The sequence below is a fragment of the Natronococcus pandeyae genome, from assembly GCF_008122205.1.
GTDB classification, from domain to species: Archaea; Halobacteriota; Halobacteria; order Halobacteriales; family Natrialbaceae; genus Natronococcus; species Natronococcus pandeyae.
Map to the genome: position 1 here is coordinate 1 of NZ_PHNJ01000028.1, position 18,777 is coordinate 18,777.

Annotated in this window: 29 protein-coding genes; 26 read left to right on the top strand and 3 right to left on the bottom strand. The window is 63.1% G+C overall.

Going from position 1 to position 18,777, the window contains the following annotated elements:
* Positions 1-362 precede the first annotated feature (362 nt).
* From CV102_RS25130 to CV102_RS25255, 26 genes are all read left to right on the top strand, one after another.
* A complete protein-coding gene (locus CV102_RS25130) occupies positions 363-1,238 on the top strand; it encodes a putative RNA uridine N3 methyltransferase (protein WP_148860742.1) in 876 nt (291 codons plus the stop codon).
* A gap of 4 nt (positions 1,239-1,242) precedes the next feature.
* On the top strand, positions 1,243-2,262 hold the full coding sequence (locus tag CV102_RS25135) for a 50S ribosomal protein L3 (protein WP_148860743.1): 1,020 nt from the start codon (positions 1,243-1,245) through the stop codon (positions 2,260-2,262).
* A 6-nt stretch (positions 2,263-2,268) separates the two neighbouring features.
* Positions 2,269-3,021, top strand: a complete 753-nt coding sequence (gene rpl4p, locus CV102_RS25140) for a 50S ribosomal protein L4 (RefSeq protein ID WP_148860744.1) — start codon at positions 2,269-2,271, stop codon at positions 3,019-3,021.
* Entirely contained in the window at positions 3,018-3,272 is a 255-nt protein-coding gene (locus CV102_RS25145) for a 50S ribosomal protein L23 (RefSeq protein ID WP_148860745.1), read from the top strand. Before rpl4p ends, CV102_RS25145 begins: the two co-directional genes overlap by 4 nt.
* Before the next feature lie 2 nt (positions 3,273-3,274).
* The gene (locus CV102_RS25150) at positions 3,275-3,997 is read left to right on the top strand and encodes a 50S ribosomal protein L2 (protein WP_148860746.1); all 723 of its coding nucleotides are present in this window, start codon (positions 3,275-3,277) and stop codon (positions 3,995-3,997) included.
* On the top strand, positions 3,994-4,416 hold the full coding sequence (locus tag CV102_RS25155) for a 30S ribosomal protein S19 (protein ID WP_148860747.1): 423 nt from the start codon (positions 3,994-3,996) through the stop codon (positions 4,414-4,416). Before CV102_RS25150 ends, CV102_RS25155 begins: the two co-directional genes overlap by 4 nt.
* Before the next feature lie 7 nt (positions 4,417-4,423).
* Positions 4,424-4,906 carry a 50S ribosomal protein L22 gene (locus tag CV102_RS25160; RefSeq protein WP_148860748.1) on the top strand — a complete coding sequence of 161 codons (483 nt, stop codon included), beginning with the start codon at positions 4,424-4,426 and terminating at the stop codon, positions 4,904-4,906.
* Entirely contained in the window at positions 4,906-5,859 is a 954-nt protein-coding gene (locus CV102_RS25165) for a 30S ribosomal protein S3 (protein WP_148860749.1), read from the top strand. Before CV102_RS25160 ends, CV102_RS25165 begins: the two co-directional genes overlap by 1 nt.
* Positions 5,859-6,074, top strand: a complete 216-nt coding sequence (gene rpmC, locus CV102_RS25170; protein ID WP_148860750.1) for a 50S ribosomal protein L29 — start codon at positions 5,859-5,861, stop codon at positions 6,072-6,074. The genes CV102_RS25165 and rpmC overlap by 1 nt, the downstream gene beginning before the upstream one ends.
* 5 nt (positions 6,075-6,079) lie before the next feature.
* Positions 6,080-6,487 carry a ribonuclease P protein component 1 gene (locus tag CV102_RS25175; RefSeq protein WP_148860751.1) on the top strand — a complete coding sequence of 136 codons (408 nt, stop codon included), beginning with the start codon at positions 6,080-6,082 and terminating at the stop codon, positions 6,485-6,487.
* Positions 6,478-6,927 carry a 30S ribosomal protein S17 gene (locus CV102_RS25180; RefSeq protein ID WP_148860752.1) on the top strand — a complete coding sequence of 150 codons (450 nt, stop codon included), beginning with the start codon at positions 6,478-6,480 and terminating at the stop codon, positions 6,925-6,927. Before CV102_RS25175 ends, CV102_RS25180 begins: the two co-directional genes overlap by 10 nt.
* Complete coding sequence (locus CV102_RS25185) at positions 6,927-7,325, top strand: 50S ribosomal protein L14 (protein ID WP_148860753.1); 399 nt, start codon at positions 6,927-6,929, stop codon at positions 7,323-7,325. The genes CV102_RS25180 and CV102_RS25185 overlap by 1 nt, the downstream gene beginning before the upstream one ends.
* Positions 7,326-7,328: 3 nt before the next feature.
* A complete protein-coding gene (gene rplX / locus CV102_RS25190; RefSeq protein WP_148860754.1) occupies positions 7,329-7,703 on the top strand; it encodes a 50S ribosomal protein L24 in 375 nt (124 codons plus the stop codon).
* A complete protein-coding gene (locus CV102_RS25195) occupies positions 7,700-8,401 on the top strand; it encodes a 30S ribosomal protein S4e (RefSeq protein WP_148860755.1) in 702 nt (233 codons plus the stop codon). The genes rplX and CV102_RS25195 overlap by 4 nt, the downstream gene beginning before the upstream one ends.
* Complete coding sequence (locus tag CV102_RS25200) at positions 8,394-8,939, top strand: 50S ribosomal protein L5 (RefSeq protein ID WP_148860756.1); 546 nt, start codon at positions 8,394-8,396, stop codon at positions 8,937-8,939. The genes CV102_RS25195 and CV102_RS25200 overlap by 8 nt, the downstream gene beginning before the upstream one ends.
* Positions 8,932-9,114 (top strand): 30S ribosomal protein S14, encoded by a 183-nt coding sequence (locus tag CV102_RS25205; protein WP_148860757.1) that lies wholly within the window; start codon positions 8,932-8,934, stop codon positions 9,112-9,114. The genes CV102_RS25200 and CV102_RS25205 overlap by 8 nt, the downstream gene beginning before the upstream one ends.
* 1 nt (position 9,115) lies before the next feature.
* On the top strand, positions 9,116-9,508 hold the full coding sequence (locus tag CV102_RS25210) for a 30S ribosomal protein S8 (RefSeq protein WP_148860758.1): 393 nt from the start codon (positions 9,116-9,118) through the stop codon (positions 9,506-9,508).
* A gap of 2 nt (positions 9,509-9,510) precedes the next feature.
* A complete protein-coding gene (locus CV102_RS25215) occupies positions 9,511-10,044 on the top strand; it encodes a 50S ribosomal protein L6 (protein ID WP_148860759.1) in 534 nt (177 codons plus the stop codon).
* Between the two features lie 3 nt (positions 10,045-10,047).
* Entirely contained in the window at positions 10,048-10,764 is a 717-nt protein-coding gene (locus CV102_RS25220) for a 50S ribosomal protein L32e (RefSeq protein WP_148860760.1), read from the top strand.
* Positions 10,757-11,206, top strand: a complete 450-nt coding sequence (locus CV102_RS25225) for a 50S ribosomal protein L19e (RefSeq protein WP_148860761.1) — start codon at positions 10,757-10,759, stop codon at positions 11,204-11,206. The genes CV102_RS25220 and CV102_RS25225 overlap by 8 nt, the downstream gene beginning before the upstream one ends.
* Positions 11,206-11,754 (top strand): 50S ribosomal protein L18, encoded by a 549-nt coding sequence (locus CV102_RS25230; RefSeq protein ID WP_148860762.1) that lies wholly within the window; start codon positions 11,206-11,208, stop codon positions 11,752-11,754. Before CV102_RS25225 ends, CV102_RS25230 begins: the two co-directional genes overlap by 1 nt.
* On the top strand, positions 11,751-12,401 hold the full coding sequence (locus CV102_RS25235; protein ID WP_148860763.1) for a 30S ribosomal protein S5: 651 nt from the start codon (positions 11,751-11,753) through the stop codon (positions 12,399-12,401). The genes CV102_RS25230 and CV102_RS25235 overlap by 4 nt, the downstream gene beginning before the upstream one ends.
* Positions 12,401-12,868: a 50S ribosomal protein L30 gene (rpmD, locus tag CV102_RS25240; protein WP_148860764.1), complete on the top strand. Its 468-nt coding sequence runs from the start codon at positions 12,401-12,403 to the stop codon at positions 12,866-12,868. Before CV102_RS25235 ends, rpmD begins: the two co-directional genes overlap by 1 nt.
* 2 nt (positions 12,869-12,870) lie before the next feature.
* A complete protein-coding gene (locus CV102_RS25245; protein WP_148860765.1) occupies positions 12,871-13,359 on the top strand; it encodes an uL15m family ribosomal protein in 489 nt (162 codons plus the stop codon).
* Positions 13,360-13,362: 3 nt separating this feature from the next.
* Complete coding sequence (secY, locus tag CV102_RS25250; RefSeq protein WP_148860766.1) at positions 13,363-14,826, top strand: preprotein translocase subunit SecY; 1,464 nt, start codon at positions 13,363-13,365, stop codon at positions 14,824-14,826.
* A 193-nt stretch (positions 14,827-15,019) separates the two neighbouring features.
* A complete protein-coding gene (locus CV102_RS25255) occupies positions 15,020-15,451 on the top strand; it encodes an ester cyclase (RefSeq protein WP_148860767.1) in 432 nt (143 codons plus the stop codon).
* A 779-nt stretch (positions 15,452-16,230) separates the two neighbouring features.
* Here CV102_RS25255 and CV102_RS25260 read toward each other — a convergent pair.
* The 3 genes from CV102_RS25260 to CV102_RS25270 form a co-directional block, all read right to left on the bottom strand.
* Positions 16,231-16,497, bottom strand: a complete 267-nt coding sequence (locus CV102_RS25260; RefSeq protein WP_148860768.1) for a cytochrome C oxidase subunit IV family protein — start codon at positions 16,495-16,497, stop codon at positions 16,231-16,233.
* A gap of 387 nt (positions 16,498-16,884) precedes the next feature.
* A complete protein-coding gene (locus CV102_RS25265) occupies positions 16,885-17,067 on the bottom strand; it encodes a hypothetical protein (protein ID WP_148860769.1) in 183 nt (60 codons plus the stop codon).
* Between the two features lie 102 nt (positions 17,068-17,169).
* Positions 17,170-18,777: cbb3-type cytochrome c oxidase subunit I (locus CV102_RS25270; protein WP_187433114.1), on the bottom strand; the 1,608-nt coding region annotated here is incomplete at its 5' end.

Here is an 18,777-nt window from a genome sequence, read left to right on the forward strand (position 1 = left end):
TGGCTGGGATTTGAACCCAGGTTGTGACCATGGCAAGGTCACGTGATACCACTACACTACCAGCGCCCTGTTGCACTTTCACCTATCTCTGGTAGCTGTATAAGGATTGCGAATCGACCCGAATGTGTCTCGAGTCGCCGTACCACACAGTGAGCCGCTCATGGTCAAGATGGTTCTCACGTGCACGCGCGAGCGCCGCGGCAAAACACGTTAGTAGTCATGACACTGACTTTCGAGGACCTGTATGTGTCGAATTCTCACCTGTGAGCCGTTCACAGCCGGGATCGAATCCGCTACCCTTTTAAGACCTTGTCGGCAAAATATCGCTACAGTCTAGTGACGCGGCGCCGAAGCGTCACGGCATGACCGTCAGCGTACTCGTGCCATCGTCGCTCACCCGAGAAGCCGAGGACAAACGCGAGGCAACTCGCAAACTCGGATACGTCGCCCGCGCGGCGACGATCTTTCGGGCAGACCGCCTCGTCGTCTACCCCGATGGGGAAGGCGAACGCGGGCGATTCGACGGCGGGTTCGTCGAAACCGTCTTACGGTACGCCGCAACGCCCCCGTACCTCCGCAACGAGGCATGGGGAATGCGGGACGAACTGGAGTACGCGGGCATCTTGCCGCCGCTCCGCGCCATGTCACAGACCGGCTCCGAATCAGACGGTTCGGGGTCGTCAAGACAAGGAATCGTGACCGAGGTCGGACCTGAAGGGCGCGTCCGGGTCAATTGCGGCTTGCAACACCCGATCTCCCTCAACGTACCTCCGAAAATGGAGGTCGAGGAGGGGGAGCGCGTGACCGTCAGGATCTCTTCGCGACGACCGGTCCGGGCGAAGCTCGAAGACGTGCCCCTTCCGGGGCTCTCGATCGAGCGGACGGACCTGCAGGCAGCGCTCGGCCGTGAGGACGCCGGCGTTCGTATCGCAGCCTCCCGATTCGGTGCAGAACTCACCGTCGGGCGGCTCGAGACGCTGGCCGGACGGCGCGAACGCGACGGGATGACCGTCGCGTTCGGGGCGCCCGAGAGAGGGCTGCCGGACATCCTCGGAATGGACGAGGACACTGTCGACGCCCTGTCCCGTTGGGACGGCGACGACGGTGACGGAGTCGAACCCACAGCCGATCCGGGGTTCGACCTCTGGCTGAATACGGTTCCGGACCAGGGAAGCGAGGTCGTGCGAACGGAAGAAGCTCTGTTCGCCTCCCTCGCTCCCCTCTCACTCAGAGAGTGATAGAATGCCACAACCAAACGCACCACGCAAAGGCTCACTCGGGTTCGGCCCACGACAGCGCGCCTCTTCGGAGGTTCCGCGCTTTAGTTCGTGGCCGGACGACGACGGACAGCCGACGCTCCAGGGCTTCGCGGGCTACAAGGCCGGCATGACCCACGTCGTTATGGTCGACGACAAAGCGAACTCGCCGACCGAAGGGATGGAAGAGACCGTCCCAGTAACGATCGTGGAGACGCCGCCAATGCGCGCCGTCGCTCTGCGTGCGTACGAAGACACGCCGTATGGAAAGAAGCCGATCACCGAGGTCTGGACCGACGAGTTCGTTCCCGAACTCGATCGCGTTCTGGACCTACCCGGTGACGACTACGACACCGACGCGGCTGCGGACGAGCTCCGCACCCTCCTCGAAGAGGGCCGCATCGACGACGTTCGCGTCATCACGCACACGGTTCCCGGATCCGTTCAGTCGGTTCCGAAGAAGAAACCGGACGTGATGGAGACGCGCGTCGGCGGCGGCTCGATCGAGGACCGCGTCGAGTTCGCGCTCGACCTGATCGCCGAGGGCGGGGAACACGTTATGAACGACATGTTCCGCGCGGGCGAGTACGTCGACGCGAGCGGCGTTACGAAAGGAAAAGGTACCCAGGGTCCCGTCAAGCGATGGGGCGTCCAGAAACGCAAGGGCAAACACGCCCGGCAAGGCTGGCGCCGCCGCATCGGGAACCTCGGTCCCTGGAACCCATCACGCGTCCGCTCGACGGTCCCCCAGCAGGGCCAGACCGGCTACCACCAGCGGACTGAACTGAACAAGCGCCTCGTCGATATCGGCGACGGCGCAGACGCGACGGTCGACGGCGGCTTCGTCAACTACGGCGAAGTCGACGGACCGCACGCGTTGATCAAGGGCTCGCTCCCCGGGCCGAACAAGCGCCTCGTGCGCTTCCGCCCGGCGATCCGACCCGGAGACCAGCCGCGCCTCGATCCCGAGGTTCGGTTCGTCTCCACCGCATCCAATCAGGGCTGATAGTATATGGAAGCAACAGTACGCGACCTGAACGGCTCGGACGCGGGCTCGGTCGAGCTCCCGGCGGTCTTCGATACCCAGTACCGCCCGGATCTGATCGCCCGCGCCGTCCGCGTCGCTCAGGCAAACCGAAAACAGGACTACGGCGCCGACGAGTTCGCCGGCAAGCGCACGCCGGCCGAATCGTTCGGCAGCGGCCGAGGTATGGCCCACGTCCCCCGGCAGAACGGACGCGCTCGCCGCGTTCCCCAGGCCGTCTCGGGACGGAAGGCCCACCCGCCGAAAGCCGAGAAGGACTGGTCTGAATCGATCAACACGAAAGAGAAGAAACTGGCCGTTCGCAGCGCCATCGCTGCGACGACCGACGCCGAACTCGTCGCCGAGCGCGGTCACGCGTTCGACGACGACGCCGAAATTCCGGTCGTCGTCTCCGACGAGTTCGAAGACCTCCAGAAGACGAAGGAAGTCGTCGAGTTCCTCGAGGCCGCTGGTCTCGCGGACGACGTCGAACGAGCCGACGAGGGTCGGAGCGTCCGTTCGGGTCAGGGGAAAGGCCGTGGCCGGAAGTACAAGACGCCCACGTCGATCCTCTTCGTCACCTCGAGCGAGAACGGTCCGTCCCGTGCGGCCCGGAATCTCGCCGGCGTAGACGTTACGACGGCTGCGGAGGTCAACGCGGAAGACCTCGCGCCGGGCGCCCAGCCCGGTCGACTGACCGTCTGGACCGAAAGCGCACTCGAGGAGGTGGCTGACCGATGAGTTCCGTCATCGAACACCCGCTGGTCACGGAGAAGGCGATGAACGACATGGACTTCGAGAACAAGCTCCAGTTCGTCGTCAACCCCGACGCCACCAAACCCGAGATTCGCGACGACGTCGAAACGAGCTTCGACGTCTCGGTTACCGACATCAACACTCAGGTAACGATGAAGGGCAAAAAGAAGGCAATCGTCAAGCTGTCCGAGGATAACGACGCCCAGGAAGTCGCCTCGCGAATTGGGGTGTTCTAAGAATGGGACGACGCATTCAAGGACAACGACGCGGTCGCGGGACGTCGACGTTCCGTGCCCCCTCCCATCGCTACAAAGCGCAGCTCGACCACAAGAAAGAGGAAGACAACGACGTCGTCCGCGGGACGGTCGTCGACATCGAGCACGACCCCGCCCGCTCGGCGCCAGTCGCGGCCATCGAGTTCGAAGACGGCGACCAGCGACTCGTGCTGGCGCCCGAAGGGATCACGGTCGGCGAAGAGATCCAGGTCGGCGTCAGTGCGGAGATCAAGCCGGGTAACACGATGCCCCTCGCGGAGATTCCGGAAGGGGTTCCGGTCTGTAACGTCGAATCCAACCCTGGCGACGGCGGTCGATTCGCCCGAGCCTCGGGTGTCAACGCGGACCTGATCACCCACGACCGCAACGCTGCGGTCATTCAGCTTCCCAGTGGCGAGGTCAAGCGCCTCGATCCGCAGTGTCGAGCCACCATCGGCGTCGTCGCCGGTGGCGGTCGCACGGAGAAGCCGATGGTCAAGGCAGGGAACAAGTATCACAAGATGAAGGCACGGGGCACCAAGTGGCCTCGCGTCCGTGGTGTCGCGATGAACGCCGTCGACCACCCGTTCGGTGGCGGCGGCCGACAGCACCCCGGCAAACCAAAGTCCGTCTCGCGGGATGCCCCGCCGGGACGGAAGGTTGGTGACATCTCCTCGCGCCGTACCGGCCGAGGTGGAAACAAATGAGTCAGGAGTACCGAACCGGCCGTGAAGGTGAGTTCACTTACCGCGGCCACACGCTCGAGGAGCTGCAGGATCTGGAGCTCGACGAGGTCGCAGAACTGCTGCCCGCTCGCAAGCGGCGAAGTATCAAACGCGGACTGTCCGTCGAGAAGCAGAAGCTACTCGAGAAAGCCCGCGAGAAAGGCGAGGAAGAGACCGCAAACGCGCCGATCCGCACGCACCTGCGTGACATGCCGATCGTGCCCGAGTTCGTCGGTCTGACCTTCGAGGTTTACAACGGTCAGTCCTTCGAGCGCGTTCGCGTCGAACCCGAGATGATCGGACACTATCTCGGCGAGTTCCAGCTGACCCGCACGTCCGTCGAACACGGACAGGCCGGGATCGGCGCGACTCGATCCTCGAAGTTCGTCCCACTGAAGTGATCATCGTATGGGAATCAACTACTCAGTCGACGCCGACCCGGACTCCACGGCGAAAGCGATGCTTCGGGAGCGTCACATGAGCCACAAGCACAGCAAGGAGGTCGCCCGCGAGATCAAGGGCCGAACGGTTGCGGACGCCCGGGCGTACCTTCAGGACGTAATCGACGAAGTACAGTCGGTACCGTTCAAGTCCCACAACTCCGGTGCGGGTCACCGCTCGGACGTCGAAGGCTGGGACGCCGGCAAGTACCCCGAGAAGGTCTCGGGCGAATTCCTCGACCTCCTCGAGAACGTCGAGTCGAACGCAGACCACCAGGGTTTCGACGGCGCGACGATGGAGATCGTCCACGTCGCGGCCCACAAGGTCGGCGAGTCCGTCGGACGGAAACCCCGCGCGATGGGGCGTGCGTCCGCCTGGAACACGCCGGAGGTCGACGTCGAGATCATCGTCGCGGAGCCCGACGAGGACGAAACGGAGGGTGATAACTAATGGCTGACGAACACCAGTTCATCGAAAACGGCCTGCAGCGGTCACAGATCGACGAGTTCTTCGAAGAAGAGCTCGGTCGTGCAGGCTACGGTGGTATGGACGTCGCCAAGACGCCGATGGGCACCCAGATCGTTCTCAAGGCCGAGAAGCCGGGGATGGTCATCGGCAAAGGTGGCGAGAACATCCGGAAGGTTACGACGGCTCTCGAGGAGAAGTTCAACCTCGAGGACCCACAGATCGACGTGCAGGAGGTCGACGAACCTGACCTCAACGCACGGATCGTCGCCGACCGCCTCGCGAACGCACTCGAGCGCGGTTGGTACTTCCGGAAGGCCGGCCACACGACGATCGACCGGATCATGGACTCGGGCGCACTCGGCGCCGAGATCGTCCTCTCCGGGAAGGTCACGGGCGCCCGATCGCGCGTCGAGAAGTTCAACCGTGGCTACATCAAGCACAACGGCGAACCCGCCGAAGAGGTCGTCGACCACGGCCAGGGCGTTGCGGTCATGAAGCTCGGCACGATCGGTGTCGACGTCAAGATCATTCCGCCGGGAGCCGAACTGCCCGACGACTTCGCCGTCCACGAAGACATGGATCCCGAAGAGCTCGTCCCCGACGCCGTCGAGGCCAACGAGGCCGAGGGTGTCGAGGAGCTGCTCGAGGGCGAACCCGAGGAGGCCGAAGCGGCCGACGAAGGCGCCGAGGCTGCGGCTGACGAAGCCGTCGAACCCGGCGAGGAGGCCGACCTCGACGAGGACGTCGTCGAGGAGGTCATCGAAGCGGAGGTCGACGCCGACGACGAAGACGTCGACATCCCCGACGAATCGCCGATCGAGGAGGACCTCGACGAACTCGAAGAGGACGTCGAGGCCGAAGCCGAAGAGCTCGTCGCCGAGATGGACGACGAGGATGTCGACGAAGCGGACGAAGACGAGGGAGGTGACGCCTGATGGCGATCCTCCACGTCGAAGAGATCCGCGACATGACGGCCGCCGAACGGCAGGAGGAACTCGAGGAACTCGAGACCGAACTGCTGAACCAGAAGTCCGTCCTCGCAGCCGGTGGTGCCCCGGAGAACCCGGGCCGCATCGGTGAGCTCGGTCGCACCATCGCCCGGATCAAGACGATCCAGGGCGAAGAGGGCGACTTCGAGGACGAGGAGTAACACGAATGCCACTGACACCCGAGACACTGCCGCGACACGAACTCAACGGACTCCCCGTCCGCGTCGTCGAGAGTGACGACGCCTCGCGGGTTGGCCTCGAGGGCCGCGTCGTCATCGAGACGACGAACACGCTCTCGATAGAGATTCGACACGACGGCGAGTCTCGGGTCGTCATGGTACCAAAATCGGGCTCGACGTTCGAGTTCGCGATCACAGATGACGCCGCCGACTCCGAAAAGGAGTCGGGGACCGCGTCCAAACTGGCCGACGCTAAACCCGCCTCGGAGGGAGAAGGTCCCTTCGACGCGGACTGCGCTGGCGAGGGCGTGGCCTACGTTACGGTCGATGGCTCGCGACTGCTCTCACGACCCGCCCGACGCACGGAAACGAATGGTGACTCACCATGGCAATAGGACTAGACGTTGAAACCCCTCCGGAACCAGCAAACCCGGAGGAATACGACTACGAGAAGTGTCCGTTCTACGGCGAGCTCTCCGTCCGAGGTCAGATCCTCGAGGGGACCATCGTCTCGACGGACATGGACAAGACCGTAGTCGTCGAACGAGAGTACGATGTGGCGGTTCCGAAGTACGACCGCCAGATGAAGCGACGCTCGCGCATCCCGGCTCACGTGCCGGGCGTGCTCGAGCCGCTCTCGGTCGGTGACACGGTCAAGATCGCAGAGACCCGACCACTGTCGAAGACCAAATCGCACGTGGTTGTCGAAGTAACCGAAGAAGCGACTGCGGAGGACATCGCCGAGCTGACCCGACAGGCCGAGCCTGAGCGGGAGCTTTCGACTGGCGACGTCACCGAAGGCGCCGAACCCGAAGCAACGGAGGGTGATCAGTGATGGAGGCGATGAAAGCTGACGTCACGCAGGGCCTCAAGAAGGGCTCGCTCGTCACGTGTGCCGACAACACCGGCGCACGCGAGCTGAAGATCATCAGCGTCGCGGGCTACCACGGCACCAAGAACCGCCAGCCGAAGGCGGGACTCGGTGACAAAGTGACCGTCTCGGTCACGAAGGGTACCCCCGAGATGCGCCGTCAGGTTCTCGAGGCCGTCGTCGTCCGTCAGCGGAAATCGGTCCGCCGACCGGACGGCACCCGGCTGAAGTTCGAGGACAACGCGGCGGTCATCATCGACGAGAACGAAGAGCCCCGCGGGACGGAAATCAAGGGGCCGATCGCTCGTGAGGTCGCAGAGCGCTTCGGAGCAATCGCGTCCACCGCAACGATGATCGTATAGACAATGAGCAAGCAACCACACAAACAGCGAATCCAGACGGAGCGTGCGCCGCTGCACAAGCGACAGAAGCAGCTTCACGCGACGCTCTCCGAGGAACTCCGTGAGGAGTACGACACGCGCCGCACCCGCGTCAACGCGGGTGACACCGTCGAGGTCATGCGCGGCGACGCCGCCGGCAGCGAAGGGGAGGTCCTTCGCGCGATCCTCGAGGACGGCACGATCCACGTCGAAGACGTGACGGTCGAGACGGCCGACGGCGAAGAGGTGCCGCGACCGCTCGACCCGTCGAACGTCCGAATCACGGAACTCACCCTCGAAGACGAGCGTCGCGAGGCACGCCTCGAAGACGATGCAGAAGACGAAGGTGATAGCGAATGACGAAGCACCAGAAACGACTGTCCGTACCGAAGTCCTGGCCGGTCGAACGGAAGACCGAGGTCTTCACGGTCAAAGCCGGTGCCGGCCCGCACGGAAAGGATGGCGTTCCGCTCGTCGTCCTCCTCCGGGACGTTCTCGGCTACGTGGACTCGAAGAAGGAAGCACGATACGCCCTCTCGCAGGACTCGATCCTCATCAACGGGGAACCGATCAACGACGAACAGCGCCCGATCGGCATGTTCGACATCGTCGCGTTCCCCGGCCGCGAGGAGTACTACCGGGTCTTCCCCGACGAAGGCGGTCGGCTCGCGCTGACCGAAATCGACGAGGAATCCGCCGGAAGCCGCCTCGGCAAGATCGAGGGCAAACAGCAGGTCTCGGGTGGCGACACTCAGCTGACGCTTCACGACGGCACGAACGTGCTCGTCGAGGAGAGTGAGTACACCCCGAACGACTCGATCGTCGTCGACAACGACGACAAGTCGGTCGTCGCGCACTTCCCCTACGAGGAGGGTGCGCTCGTCACTGCCGTCCGTGGTAACCACGGCGGAAAGATCGGCGAACTGACCGAGATCGACGTGACCCCCGGCAGCGGCTCGAACATCGTCACCGTGGAAACGGACGACGAAGAGTTCGAGACCGTCGAGGAGTACGTCGTCGTCATCGACGAGAACTTCGCGGGTGATGATGATGAGTAGTGAAGCGGACTCCGAGAACGAGTTCCACGAGATGCGCGAACCCCGCGTCGAGAAAGTCGTCGTCCACATGGGCGTCGGCCGCGGTGGCCGCGAACTCGGCAAGGCCGAGGACATCATCGAGGAGGTCACGAGCCAGGAAAGTGTCCGTACGCAGGCGAAAAAGACCGAACCCGACTTCGGTATTCGCCAGGGCGACCCGATCGGTACGAAGGTCACCCTTCGCGACGAGGACGCGTACGACTTCCTCGAGAAGTCACTTCCGCTCGCGGACCTCGCCGACAAGCAGTTCGACAACACGGGCAACTTCAGCTTCGGCGTCGAGGAACACACCGAGTTCCCGAGCCAGGAGTACGACCCGAACGTCGGGATCTACGGAATGGACGTCACCGTCAACCTGGTGCGACCAGGTTACCGGATCGCCAAGCGCGACAAGGCCACCCGTTCGATCCCGTCGAAGCACCGACTCACCCCCGAGGACGCCATCGCGTTCCTCGAGGCGAACTTCGACGTGAGCGTGGAGGAGTCCACGGATGAGTGAAAGCGACGTAGAAAACGAACAGACGGGCGAGCACGCGGCAAAGCGTACCGGCCAGATCGAGGAGTGCCAGCGCTGTGGCCGCAAACAGGGGCTTGTCGGCAAGTACGACATCAACCTCTGTCGGCAGTGCTTCCGCGAGATCGCCCGCGACATGGGATTCAAGAAGTATCGATAATATGACCGGGAACGATCCACTCAGTAACGCGCTTTCGGGGCTCGACAACGCCGAGAGCGTCGGACATCTGACCCATGAGGTAACGCCCGCCTCGAACGAGATCGGCAGCGTACTCGAGGTCTTTTACGACCGCGGGTACATCGACGGCTTCGAGTTCGTCGACAACGGTAAAGCCGGTCAGTTCGAAATCGAACTGAAAGGAGCGATCAACGAGTGTGGCCCCGTCAAGCCCCGCTACGCCGTCGGTGCCGAGGACTTCGAGAAGTGGGAGAAACGATATCTCCCCGCTCGAGACTTCGGCGCGCTCGTCGTCACGACGAGCAGTGGCATCATGAGCCACTACGAGGCACGCGAGAAGGGTATTGGGGGCCAGGTGATCGCATACGTCTACTAATCATGCGAGTCGAACTGGAAATCCCCGAAAACGTATCTGTCGAGGTTGACCATCTCGACGTGACCGTCGATGGACCGGAAGGCACCGTTACGCGGCGTCTCTGGTACCCAGACGTGACCGTCGAGGCCGAAGACGACCACGTGGTCATCGAAAGCGACGCCGAGGACGCGAAAACGAACGCGACCGTCGGCACCTTCGAGAGCCACCTCAGAAACGCGTTCCACGGCGTGACCGAGGGCTGGGAGTACAAGATGGAAGTCTTCTACTCTCACTTCCCGATGCAGGTCCGCGTGGAAGGCGACGAGGTCGTCATCGAGAACTTCCTCGGCGAAAAGGCAGCGCGACGTACAACTATCCACGGTGATACCGAGGTCTCCGTCGACGACGAACGGCTCGTCCTTTCGGGCCCCAACAAGGAAAACGTTGGACAGACGGCGGCCGACATCGAGCAGCTGACGCGTGTCCGCGGCAAGGACACCCGCGTCTTCCAGGACGGGGTCTACATCACCGAGAAACCCGCCACAGGAGGTGCCTGATAGATGGCAGACGACGAACCGCAGGAACTCGAGGACATCAGTGGCGTTGGTGCGAGCAAGGCAGATGCACTCCGCGATGCCGGCTTCGAGACGATCGAAGACGTCAAGGAGGCCGACCAGGACGACCTGGCCGAGGCCGACGGCGTCGGGAACGCACTCGCCGCTCGTATCAAGGCCGACGTCGGCGATCTCGAGGTCTCCGAGGAGACCGAAGCCGAGATCGAAGACGAAGGCGCCGAAGAAGAAGAGCCAGAACCTGACGAAGACGTCGAGACCGAACTGCAGCCACGCGGGCTGACCGAGAAGACGCCCGAGCTCTCCGACGAGGAAGAGCGCCTGCTCAACCGGCGCAAACAGGAGGGCAAGCCGCAGTTCAACCGTCAGGACTACCACAAGAAGAAGCGAACGCCCGAATCGTGGCGCCGCCCGCGCGGTCAGCTGTCGAAGCAGCGCCGCGGCGTCAAGGGCAAGGGCCCGAAGGTTCAGGCCGGCTTCCGAACCCCCGAATCCGTTCGTGGGAAACACCCCAGCGGCTTCGAAGAAGTTCGCGTCGAGAACGTCGACGATCTCGAGGGTGTCGATGGCGACCGCGAAGCGGTCCGCATCGGCTCCTCGGTCGGCGCACGCAAGCGCGAACGAATCGAAGAGGTCGCCGAGGACCAGGGCGTTCGCGTCCTGAACCCGACCTACGAGGAAGTCGAGGTGGAATCCAATGACTGATCTTTCGGCACAGAAGCGACTCGCTGCTGACGTCCTCGACGTCGGCAAGAACCGCGTCTGGATCGACCCGGACTCCCAGGGAGAGATCGCAGAAGCGATCACCCGTGACGAAATCCGCGAACTCGTCGACGACGGCCGTATTCAGGCCAAAGACGCGCGCGGAAACTCCCGTGGCCGTGCCCGTGAGCGCAACGCAAAGCGCGCCTACGGACACCGCAAGGGCCAGGGTAAACGCAAGGGCAAGAAGGGCGCACGCCAGAACGAGAAAGAGCAGTGGCAGAGCAAGATTCGTGCACAGCGACGGAAGCTGCGCGAACTCCGCGACAAGGGCGAAATCACGCCCACGCAGTACCGTCAGCTCTACAAGAAGGCTGGCGGTGGCGAGTTCCGCAGCGTCCAGTACCTGTTGAACTATATCGACGAAAACTACGGTGACCAATAATGGCGACAGGACCACGATACAAAGTACCGATGCGGCGTCGCCGTGAGGTCCGGACGGACTACCACCAGAGGTTGCGCCTGCTGAAATCGGGAAAGCCCCGCCTCGTCGCTCGCAAGAGCAACAAGCACACTACGGCGCAGCTGATCACTCCCGGACCTCAGGGAGACCAGACGCTCGCAAGCGCACACTCGAGCGATCTCGAGGAGTACGGCTGGGAAGCACCCACGAGTAACATCTCTGCGGCCTACCTGACCGGCCTGCTGGCCGGCAAACGGGCGGTCGACGCCGGTCTCGAGGAAGCGGTCCTCGACATCGGTCTCAACACCGCAACGCCCGGGAACAAGGTGTTCGCGATTCAGGAGGGCGCGATCGACGCCGGACTCGAGATCCCGCACAACGACAGCGTGCTCGCAGACTGGGAGCGGACGCGCGGCGAACACATCGCCGACTACGCCGAACAGCTCGACGAGCCGCTGTACAGCGGTGAGTTCGACGCAACAGAACTACCAGAACACTTCGACGAGGTACGAGAGGCGATTCTCGAATGAGCAACTACAACGACCGCGGATGGGAACCCGTCACCCGTCTCGGCCGGATGGTCCAGGAGGGCGACATCGATACGATGGAGGCCGCCCTCAACTCGGGCCTCCCGCTGAAGGAGCCCGAAATCGTCGACCAGCTCCTCCCCGGACTGGACGACGAAGTGCTGGACATCAACATGGTCCAGCGGATGACCGACTCCGGTCGACGTGTCAAGTTCCGCTGTGTCGTCGCAGTCGGCGACCGTAACGGCTACGTCGGCTACGCCGAAGGCCGTGACGACCAGGTCGGGTCCGCCATCCAGAAGGCGATCGGTATCGCGAAGCTGAACATCATCAAAGTGCCCCGCGGCTCCGGCTCGTGGGAGGACCGTTCGGACCGTCCGCACTCGCTGACCCGACGGACGACCGGCAAGGCCGGCTCCGTCGAGGTCGAACTCATCCCGGCCCCCGAAGGGCTCGGGCTGGCCGCGAGTGACACCGTCCACGCCGTCCTCGAACTGGCCGGCATCGAGAACGCCTGGACCAAGAGCCACGGCAACACTCGAACCACGGTCAACCTCGCGAAGGCGACGTTCAACGCACTCGAGAACGCGTCGCAGTCGCGCCACCCGAGTCGTCGCAGCGGCCGCGACGAAGCGGAGGTGACTGAGTGATGAGGGCAGTCGTTCAGGTCCGCGGTGAAGTCAACCGCAACCAGGACATCCAGGACACCCTGGAGATGCTCAACATCCACAGCGTCAACCACTGTGCGCTCGTCCCCGAGACGGACACGTACAACGGGATGGTCGCCAAGGTCAACGACTACGTCGCGATGGGCGAACCGGACGCCGACGTACTCGAGACCGTCCTCGCGAAGCGCGCGGAACCGCTCGAGGGTCGACAGGCTGACGTCGACGAGGAGTGGCTCGCCGAGAACACCGAGTACGACGACTTCGGCGAACTCGCCGAGGCGCTGCTCGCCGAGGAGACGACGCTGCGCGACGAGGGACTCTCCCCGACGCTTCGTCTCCACCCACCCCGGGGCGGCCACGACGGCATCAAGAAGCCAACCGTGGAAGGCGGCCAACTCGGAAAACATACAACCGAGCAGATTAACGACCTGTTAGAATCGATGCGATAACAATGACGAGCAAAAAACGACGCCAGCGCGGATCACGGACGCACAGTGGCGGCTCCCACAAGAATCGACGGGGAGCGGGCCACCGTGGCGGACGCGGACGCGCCGGCCGCAGCAAACACGAGTTCCACAACTACGAACCGAAAGGCAAACACGGCTTCAAGCGACCACAGGACATCCGCGAGAACGTCGCGGAGATCGACGTCCAGAAGCTCGACGAGGACGCGATCCTCTACGTTGCCGAGGACGAAGCCGAAGAGACCGACGACGGCTACCGACTCGACGCCCGTGACATCGTCGAAGACGGTCACGAAGTCGACGTCGTGAAGGTGCTCGGCTCCGGTCAGGTCCGCAACTCACTCGAGATCACGGCGGACGCCTTCTCCGACAGTGCTCGCGAGAAGATCGAGGCTGCCGGCGGCGAGGCGGTCGTCTCCGAGCGAGCCCAGGAAGCGGACGACGAAGCCGACGAAGCCGAACAGGACGAGGAGTAACATATGGGATGGAAGGAAGCCGCTGAACCGGTCTTAACGCGGATGCCGACAGTCCGCCGTCCGGAAGGACACGTCCCCTTCAAGCGGAAGCTGGCGTGGACGGCTGGCATCCTCGTATTGTACTTCTTCCTGACGAACATCGCGCTGCTCGGCATGCAGGCCGAGGGCGCAACCGACCTCTTCGGCGAGTTCCGTGCGGTCCTCGCGGGCGAGCACGGTTCGCTGGTACAGGTCGGTATCGGCCCCATCGTCACGGCAAGCATCGTCATGCAGTTACTCGGCGGAGCAAACCTCCTCGGTCTCGACACGGACGATCCGCGAGACCAGGTGCTCTACCAGGGACTGCAGAAACTGCTCGTTATCGTGATGACGGCGCTGACCGCGCTCCCAATGGTGTTCGCCGGCGGCTTCCTCCCAGCCCAGCAGTCGCTGTCGCTCGGCGGGTTCACCTTCGATAGCACGCAGGTCCAGGTGCTGATGTTCCTCCAGATCTTCCTGGGCGGCGTCCTCATCCTCTATATGGACGAGGTCGTCAGCAAGTGGGGGGTCGGCAGCGGGATCGGCCTGTTCATCATCGCCGGCGTGAGCCAGCGACTGGTGACCGGGTTCATCCAGCCCGCCGAAGGTGGATTCTTCTACGACTGGTACCGGATCATCTTCGGTGACGTCGAGATCGGCTCGCTCGTCGCCGGCGACGGTCTCAACACGTTGCTGCTCGGCGAGGGTCACATCATCGCCCTGTTGACGACGATTCTGATCTTCGGGATCGTCGTCTACGCCGAGTCGGTACGCGTCGAGATTCCACTCAGTCACGCCAGGGTCAAGGGTGCTCGTGGTCGCTTCCCCGTGAAGCTCATCTACGCGAGCGTCCTGCCGATGATCCTCGTCCGGGCGCTCCAGGCGAACATTCAGTTCATGGGGCAGATTCTGAACCGAACGTGGGCCGGCATGCCCGCCTGGCTGGGACAGTACAACGCGCAGGGAGAACCCGTCAGCGGGTTCTTCTACTACACCGCGCCGATCTACTCACCAGCCGACTGGATGTGGTGGACCGGTGAGGTCGCCCAGGCGACCTGGATGGTGCTGATCCGTATCTCCGTCGACCTGACGTTCATGGTCATCGGCGGTGCGATCTTCGCCATCTTCTGGGTCGAAACCACCAACATGGGTCCGGACGCGACGGCCCAGCAGATCCAGAACTCCGGGATGCAGATCCCCGGCTTCCGGCAGAACGTCGGCGTCATCGAGAAGGTCATGGAACGGTACATCCCGCAGGTGACCGTCATCGGTGGCGCACTCGTCGGGCTACTCGCCGTCTGGGCGAACATGCTCGGCACCATCGGCGCCGTTACCGGGACCGGCCTGCTGCTCGCGGTCTCCATTACGTACAAGCTGTACGAGGAGATCGCCGAGGAGCAGATGATGGAGATGCACCCGATGATGCGCGACATGTTCGGGCGCGAATAACGAGCGGTTCACCCCCTTTTCGTTCTTTTTATCGGCTAGTGACAGCCGTCTCGCTCCGACCGAGTTCGACCCGTCCGCAATCGACGAGGCATGATAATGATTAACACAACTGCTGTCGACGGTACGACTAGCGCTCCAGCGGATGTGCAGTCAGGAGCAGAGACGGCGAGTGGAGCGTCCGACGGAGGGAAAAATGTCCGACGAAGAAGAACACAAGGAACTCGTTCGACAATACCTGCGCGCGTTCAACGAACGAGAGCGAGACGAGATTTCGGAGCTACTCGCCGAGGATGTCGTCGAGCACAGCATCCACGAGGAACTACACGGACGGGACGCCATCCTCGACTTCCTCGAGTCACACTTCGATGTGTTTCCCGACTACTCGGGCTCGACCGATGCCATGATCGCCGAGGATGATATGGTCACGGTCCGATACACGGTCAGCGGGACGCATACGGACGAGTACGAAGGTATCGAACCAACGGGCCAAAAAATCGAGTGGACGGGGATAGCGATCTACCGGGTCGAGGACGACGAGATCGCGGAGATCTGGATCGAAGAAGACAGACTCGGGCTGCTCGAGCAACTCGAGGTCGCCGATCCACCCGCGCATCTGCGGATCTAACCGATACCGGAACGGGGTGGCCCAGACGGATGGGGTCGACGGAGTGATTTCGCTTCCGGCCAGACGACCGCCGGACTGCGGACCGGACAGCAGTCTCGATCGGGTCCACCGGCGCCACCGCCCGTGAGGGTGTCTCCCGATCCCGTGACTACGACCACAGTACTTCGACTCCGGTCGACGGTTCATCGTCCAGACCGATCGACCTCGATTCGAACCACCGGTTCACGGGCAGTGCGTCGATACCGCCGACGCGCGGTCGTCAGGAGTGGCTCTCGAACTGAGCTCGCACGAGCACCGAGTCCCCAGGGCCGGAGCGCGGATCGATCACCCCTGCGAAGCATCGTTCGGGGGTGACACCGGATGGATGCGCATCCGCCCTGAATCCGGCACCCCGAGGATTGCGAGGAATACGTTGGAGATTCTCGTTTGAACGGACGCTCGCCAGCAAAGGCGGTTAGGGGACGACGAACTCGTCGTGAACTGCGAGGACGGTTCGAACGGCTCTACCCGAGCCGTCCAACAGGTCACGATCGGCGAAACCACCCCGATCTCCGGCGTCTACTGTGAATCACAGCCCCCGATTTCCGTGCGCGGTTCGACGGGCGTAGACTCTGCTCGCGGGAGAAGGCGGGCGGCCGATACGCGGTATCATCGACGCCGAGTCGACGGCTCCGACAGCGACCACTCGGACTCACTCCACTCTCTCCTCGTCGGATCAGTCTTCGGACTCGTCGAACGGCGTCCAATCACGTAAAACGGCCGCTGCAAAAATCGATAGCTTACTGGATGGAGTAGCCCGCCGCGATGGTCAGCAGGAAGACCATGAACACGGCGACGGCCATCATGTACGAGATTGCGCGTGGTTCGTCGATCAGGTGCTGGTAGAAGCCAGCGATCAGCAGCGACTTGATCACGGCCAAGATTATCGTTCCGCCGATCGCGACAGTCTCCGGGAAGATTTCAGGGAACTGGAAAAACACGAACTTCCCGGTACCCAACACCAGCAGTACGACGTATATGAGAGTGTACGTGCGAACGTCGGCCATTGGTGAGCAATGTGTGTGTGGAGCACTTATACCTTCCTCATGCGCTCGACGAGCGCCAGAACTGCGATACGGTAACCGGGAGAGAAGAACACACTCGAGTCGGAACTCATCCGTTAGTCAGCCTGCGTGGATCACACTCGCCCCACAGTCGTCAGTATCGTGCCTGCTGATGAAAATTGCCGTCGCGGTGTCCAGCGTTGCCTCGAGGACCAGCACGTCGACAGCACGGTTCGACCCGACGCGGTTCTCGACGTGTACGGCGGTGGCTCCTCGAGGTACCCGACGATACTGGCCGCAGCTCTCGTGTCGATCCTCACCTCTTCCGACACCGGGTGTGTCTCGCGTGTCGTTCTGCACGGAGAGTTGCAGTGCAGACACGCCTTGCGTTCAGTTCGGTGTGACGCTCCCGGGATGGAACGCGACTCTCGAATCGGAGCGGAGCGTCTCGAGCGGTCCACAGTCTCGCTCGCCGATCGGCGACCATCCGTCGGTGAGCCGGACGACTGGTACAGCGGCGACCTCGAGCCGTTCAGCGGCTGTGCTATCCGTCGAGGGTGTGGTCAGCGTCAACTCGCCACCGTGGTCTCACGTACTGGCAGCGACGACGAGCGCAGCACACCGGCTGACTCGAGTCCAGAAGAAACGCGTCGGAAACGGTGTAGCGGAAGGCCGCTACATCAGGTAGAACAGTGGGAACAGGAAGACCCAGACGATGTCGACGAAGTGCCAGTAGAGGCCGAAGAACTCCACTGGCCGGTGGTCCTCGAGGTAGGCGTCGATGGACCAGACGCGGTAGATCATGAAGCTCGCGACCAGCAGGCCGAGGATCACGTGCAGCGCGTGCAGGCCGGTGGTCACGAAGTAGATCGAGTACTCGATGCCGTACCACCAGTACTCGCCCTCGGAGAACTTCACGCCGTACTCGTAGGCCTTCACGCCCATGAAGGTCAATCCGAGCAGCAGCGTCGCACCGAGCGTCGCGAGCAGCCCCTGCTTGTTCTGGCGTTCGGCCATCACGAGCGCGAGGATGACGGTGAAACTCGAGGTGAGCAGGACGTACGTGTTGAGCAGGCCGGGCCAGGAGGCGAACGGAACCGTCGTCCACTCGCCCCAGCCCATGTGCAGACGCATGAAGATGTACGCCCCGATGGCGGCGCCGAAGACGACGACGTCGGAGGCGAGGAACACCCAGACGCCGAACTTCGTGTTACCGACGCCCTCGAACGGCCAGCGCTCGGCGATGGCCATCGTCGGCGCGTCGAACTGTTCGCGGCCGAAGTTGAACAGCGTGTAGGCGAGGATCGCCAGCCCCAGTGCGATGATCACTGGGTACATGATGTTCGGCTCGGCACCCGTGCCGGTGAGCCCCTCGGGTGGGACGTCGGTCCCTTCGGCGAAGTCGACCATGTACGGCGTGAGGCCGGTCAGTCCGAGGAAGAACGTGAACGTCCCGATACCGATCCCGAGCGGCCAGATGCTCGCGTGGTCGGCGTGTTCCTCCTCATCGCCGGCGTGCGTGCCAGCGGCAGTTTCCTGTCCGTGCACAACGCCGCCGTCGGTCGCGGCCGCCGAGTCGTCGACGAACTCGAGGGAGCCGCTGGCGTAGCTGGGACGACCGTCCCAGTTCTCGAGCGGTGGTGGCGACGGGATCGCCCACTCGGCAGTCCGGGAGAACTCCCACGGGTTTTCGGGGGCGCGGGGTCCTGCAACCCAGCTGTGAGCGAACGTCGCGAACATGATCACGAACGAGAAGCCGAGGATGAACGCCCCGACGGTCGCAACCTGGTGGTAGATCTCCATCCCCTCACTGAAGTGGAAGACGCGCCGCGGCGTCTCCCAGGCGAGGAACATCGGGAAGTACAGCAGGTTGAAGCCGATGAAGTAGACTGCGAAGTTGAGTTTGCCCAGCGCCTCGGAGTACATCTTGCCCGAGATCTTTGGCCACCAGTAGTAGAGGCCGGCGATCAACGCCGTCACGCCGGAGACCATCACGTAGTGGAAGTGGGCGACGACCCAGTAGGTGCCACGGAACTCGTAGTCCAGCACGACGGCGCCGAGGAAGACCCCGGTGATGCCGCCGAGGATGAACAACACGAGTGCGCCGAGGCTGAACAGGAACGGCGTCGTGAACCGTACCCGTCCCTTGACCATCGTGTAGATCAGCGCGAAGACCATCAGGTCGAACGGTAACGAGATCCCGATGGTCGTCGCCATCATCAGCGTCTTGATCTCGAGGTTGATGGTCGTCAGGAACATGTGGTGCATCCAGACGAGGAACGA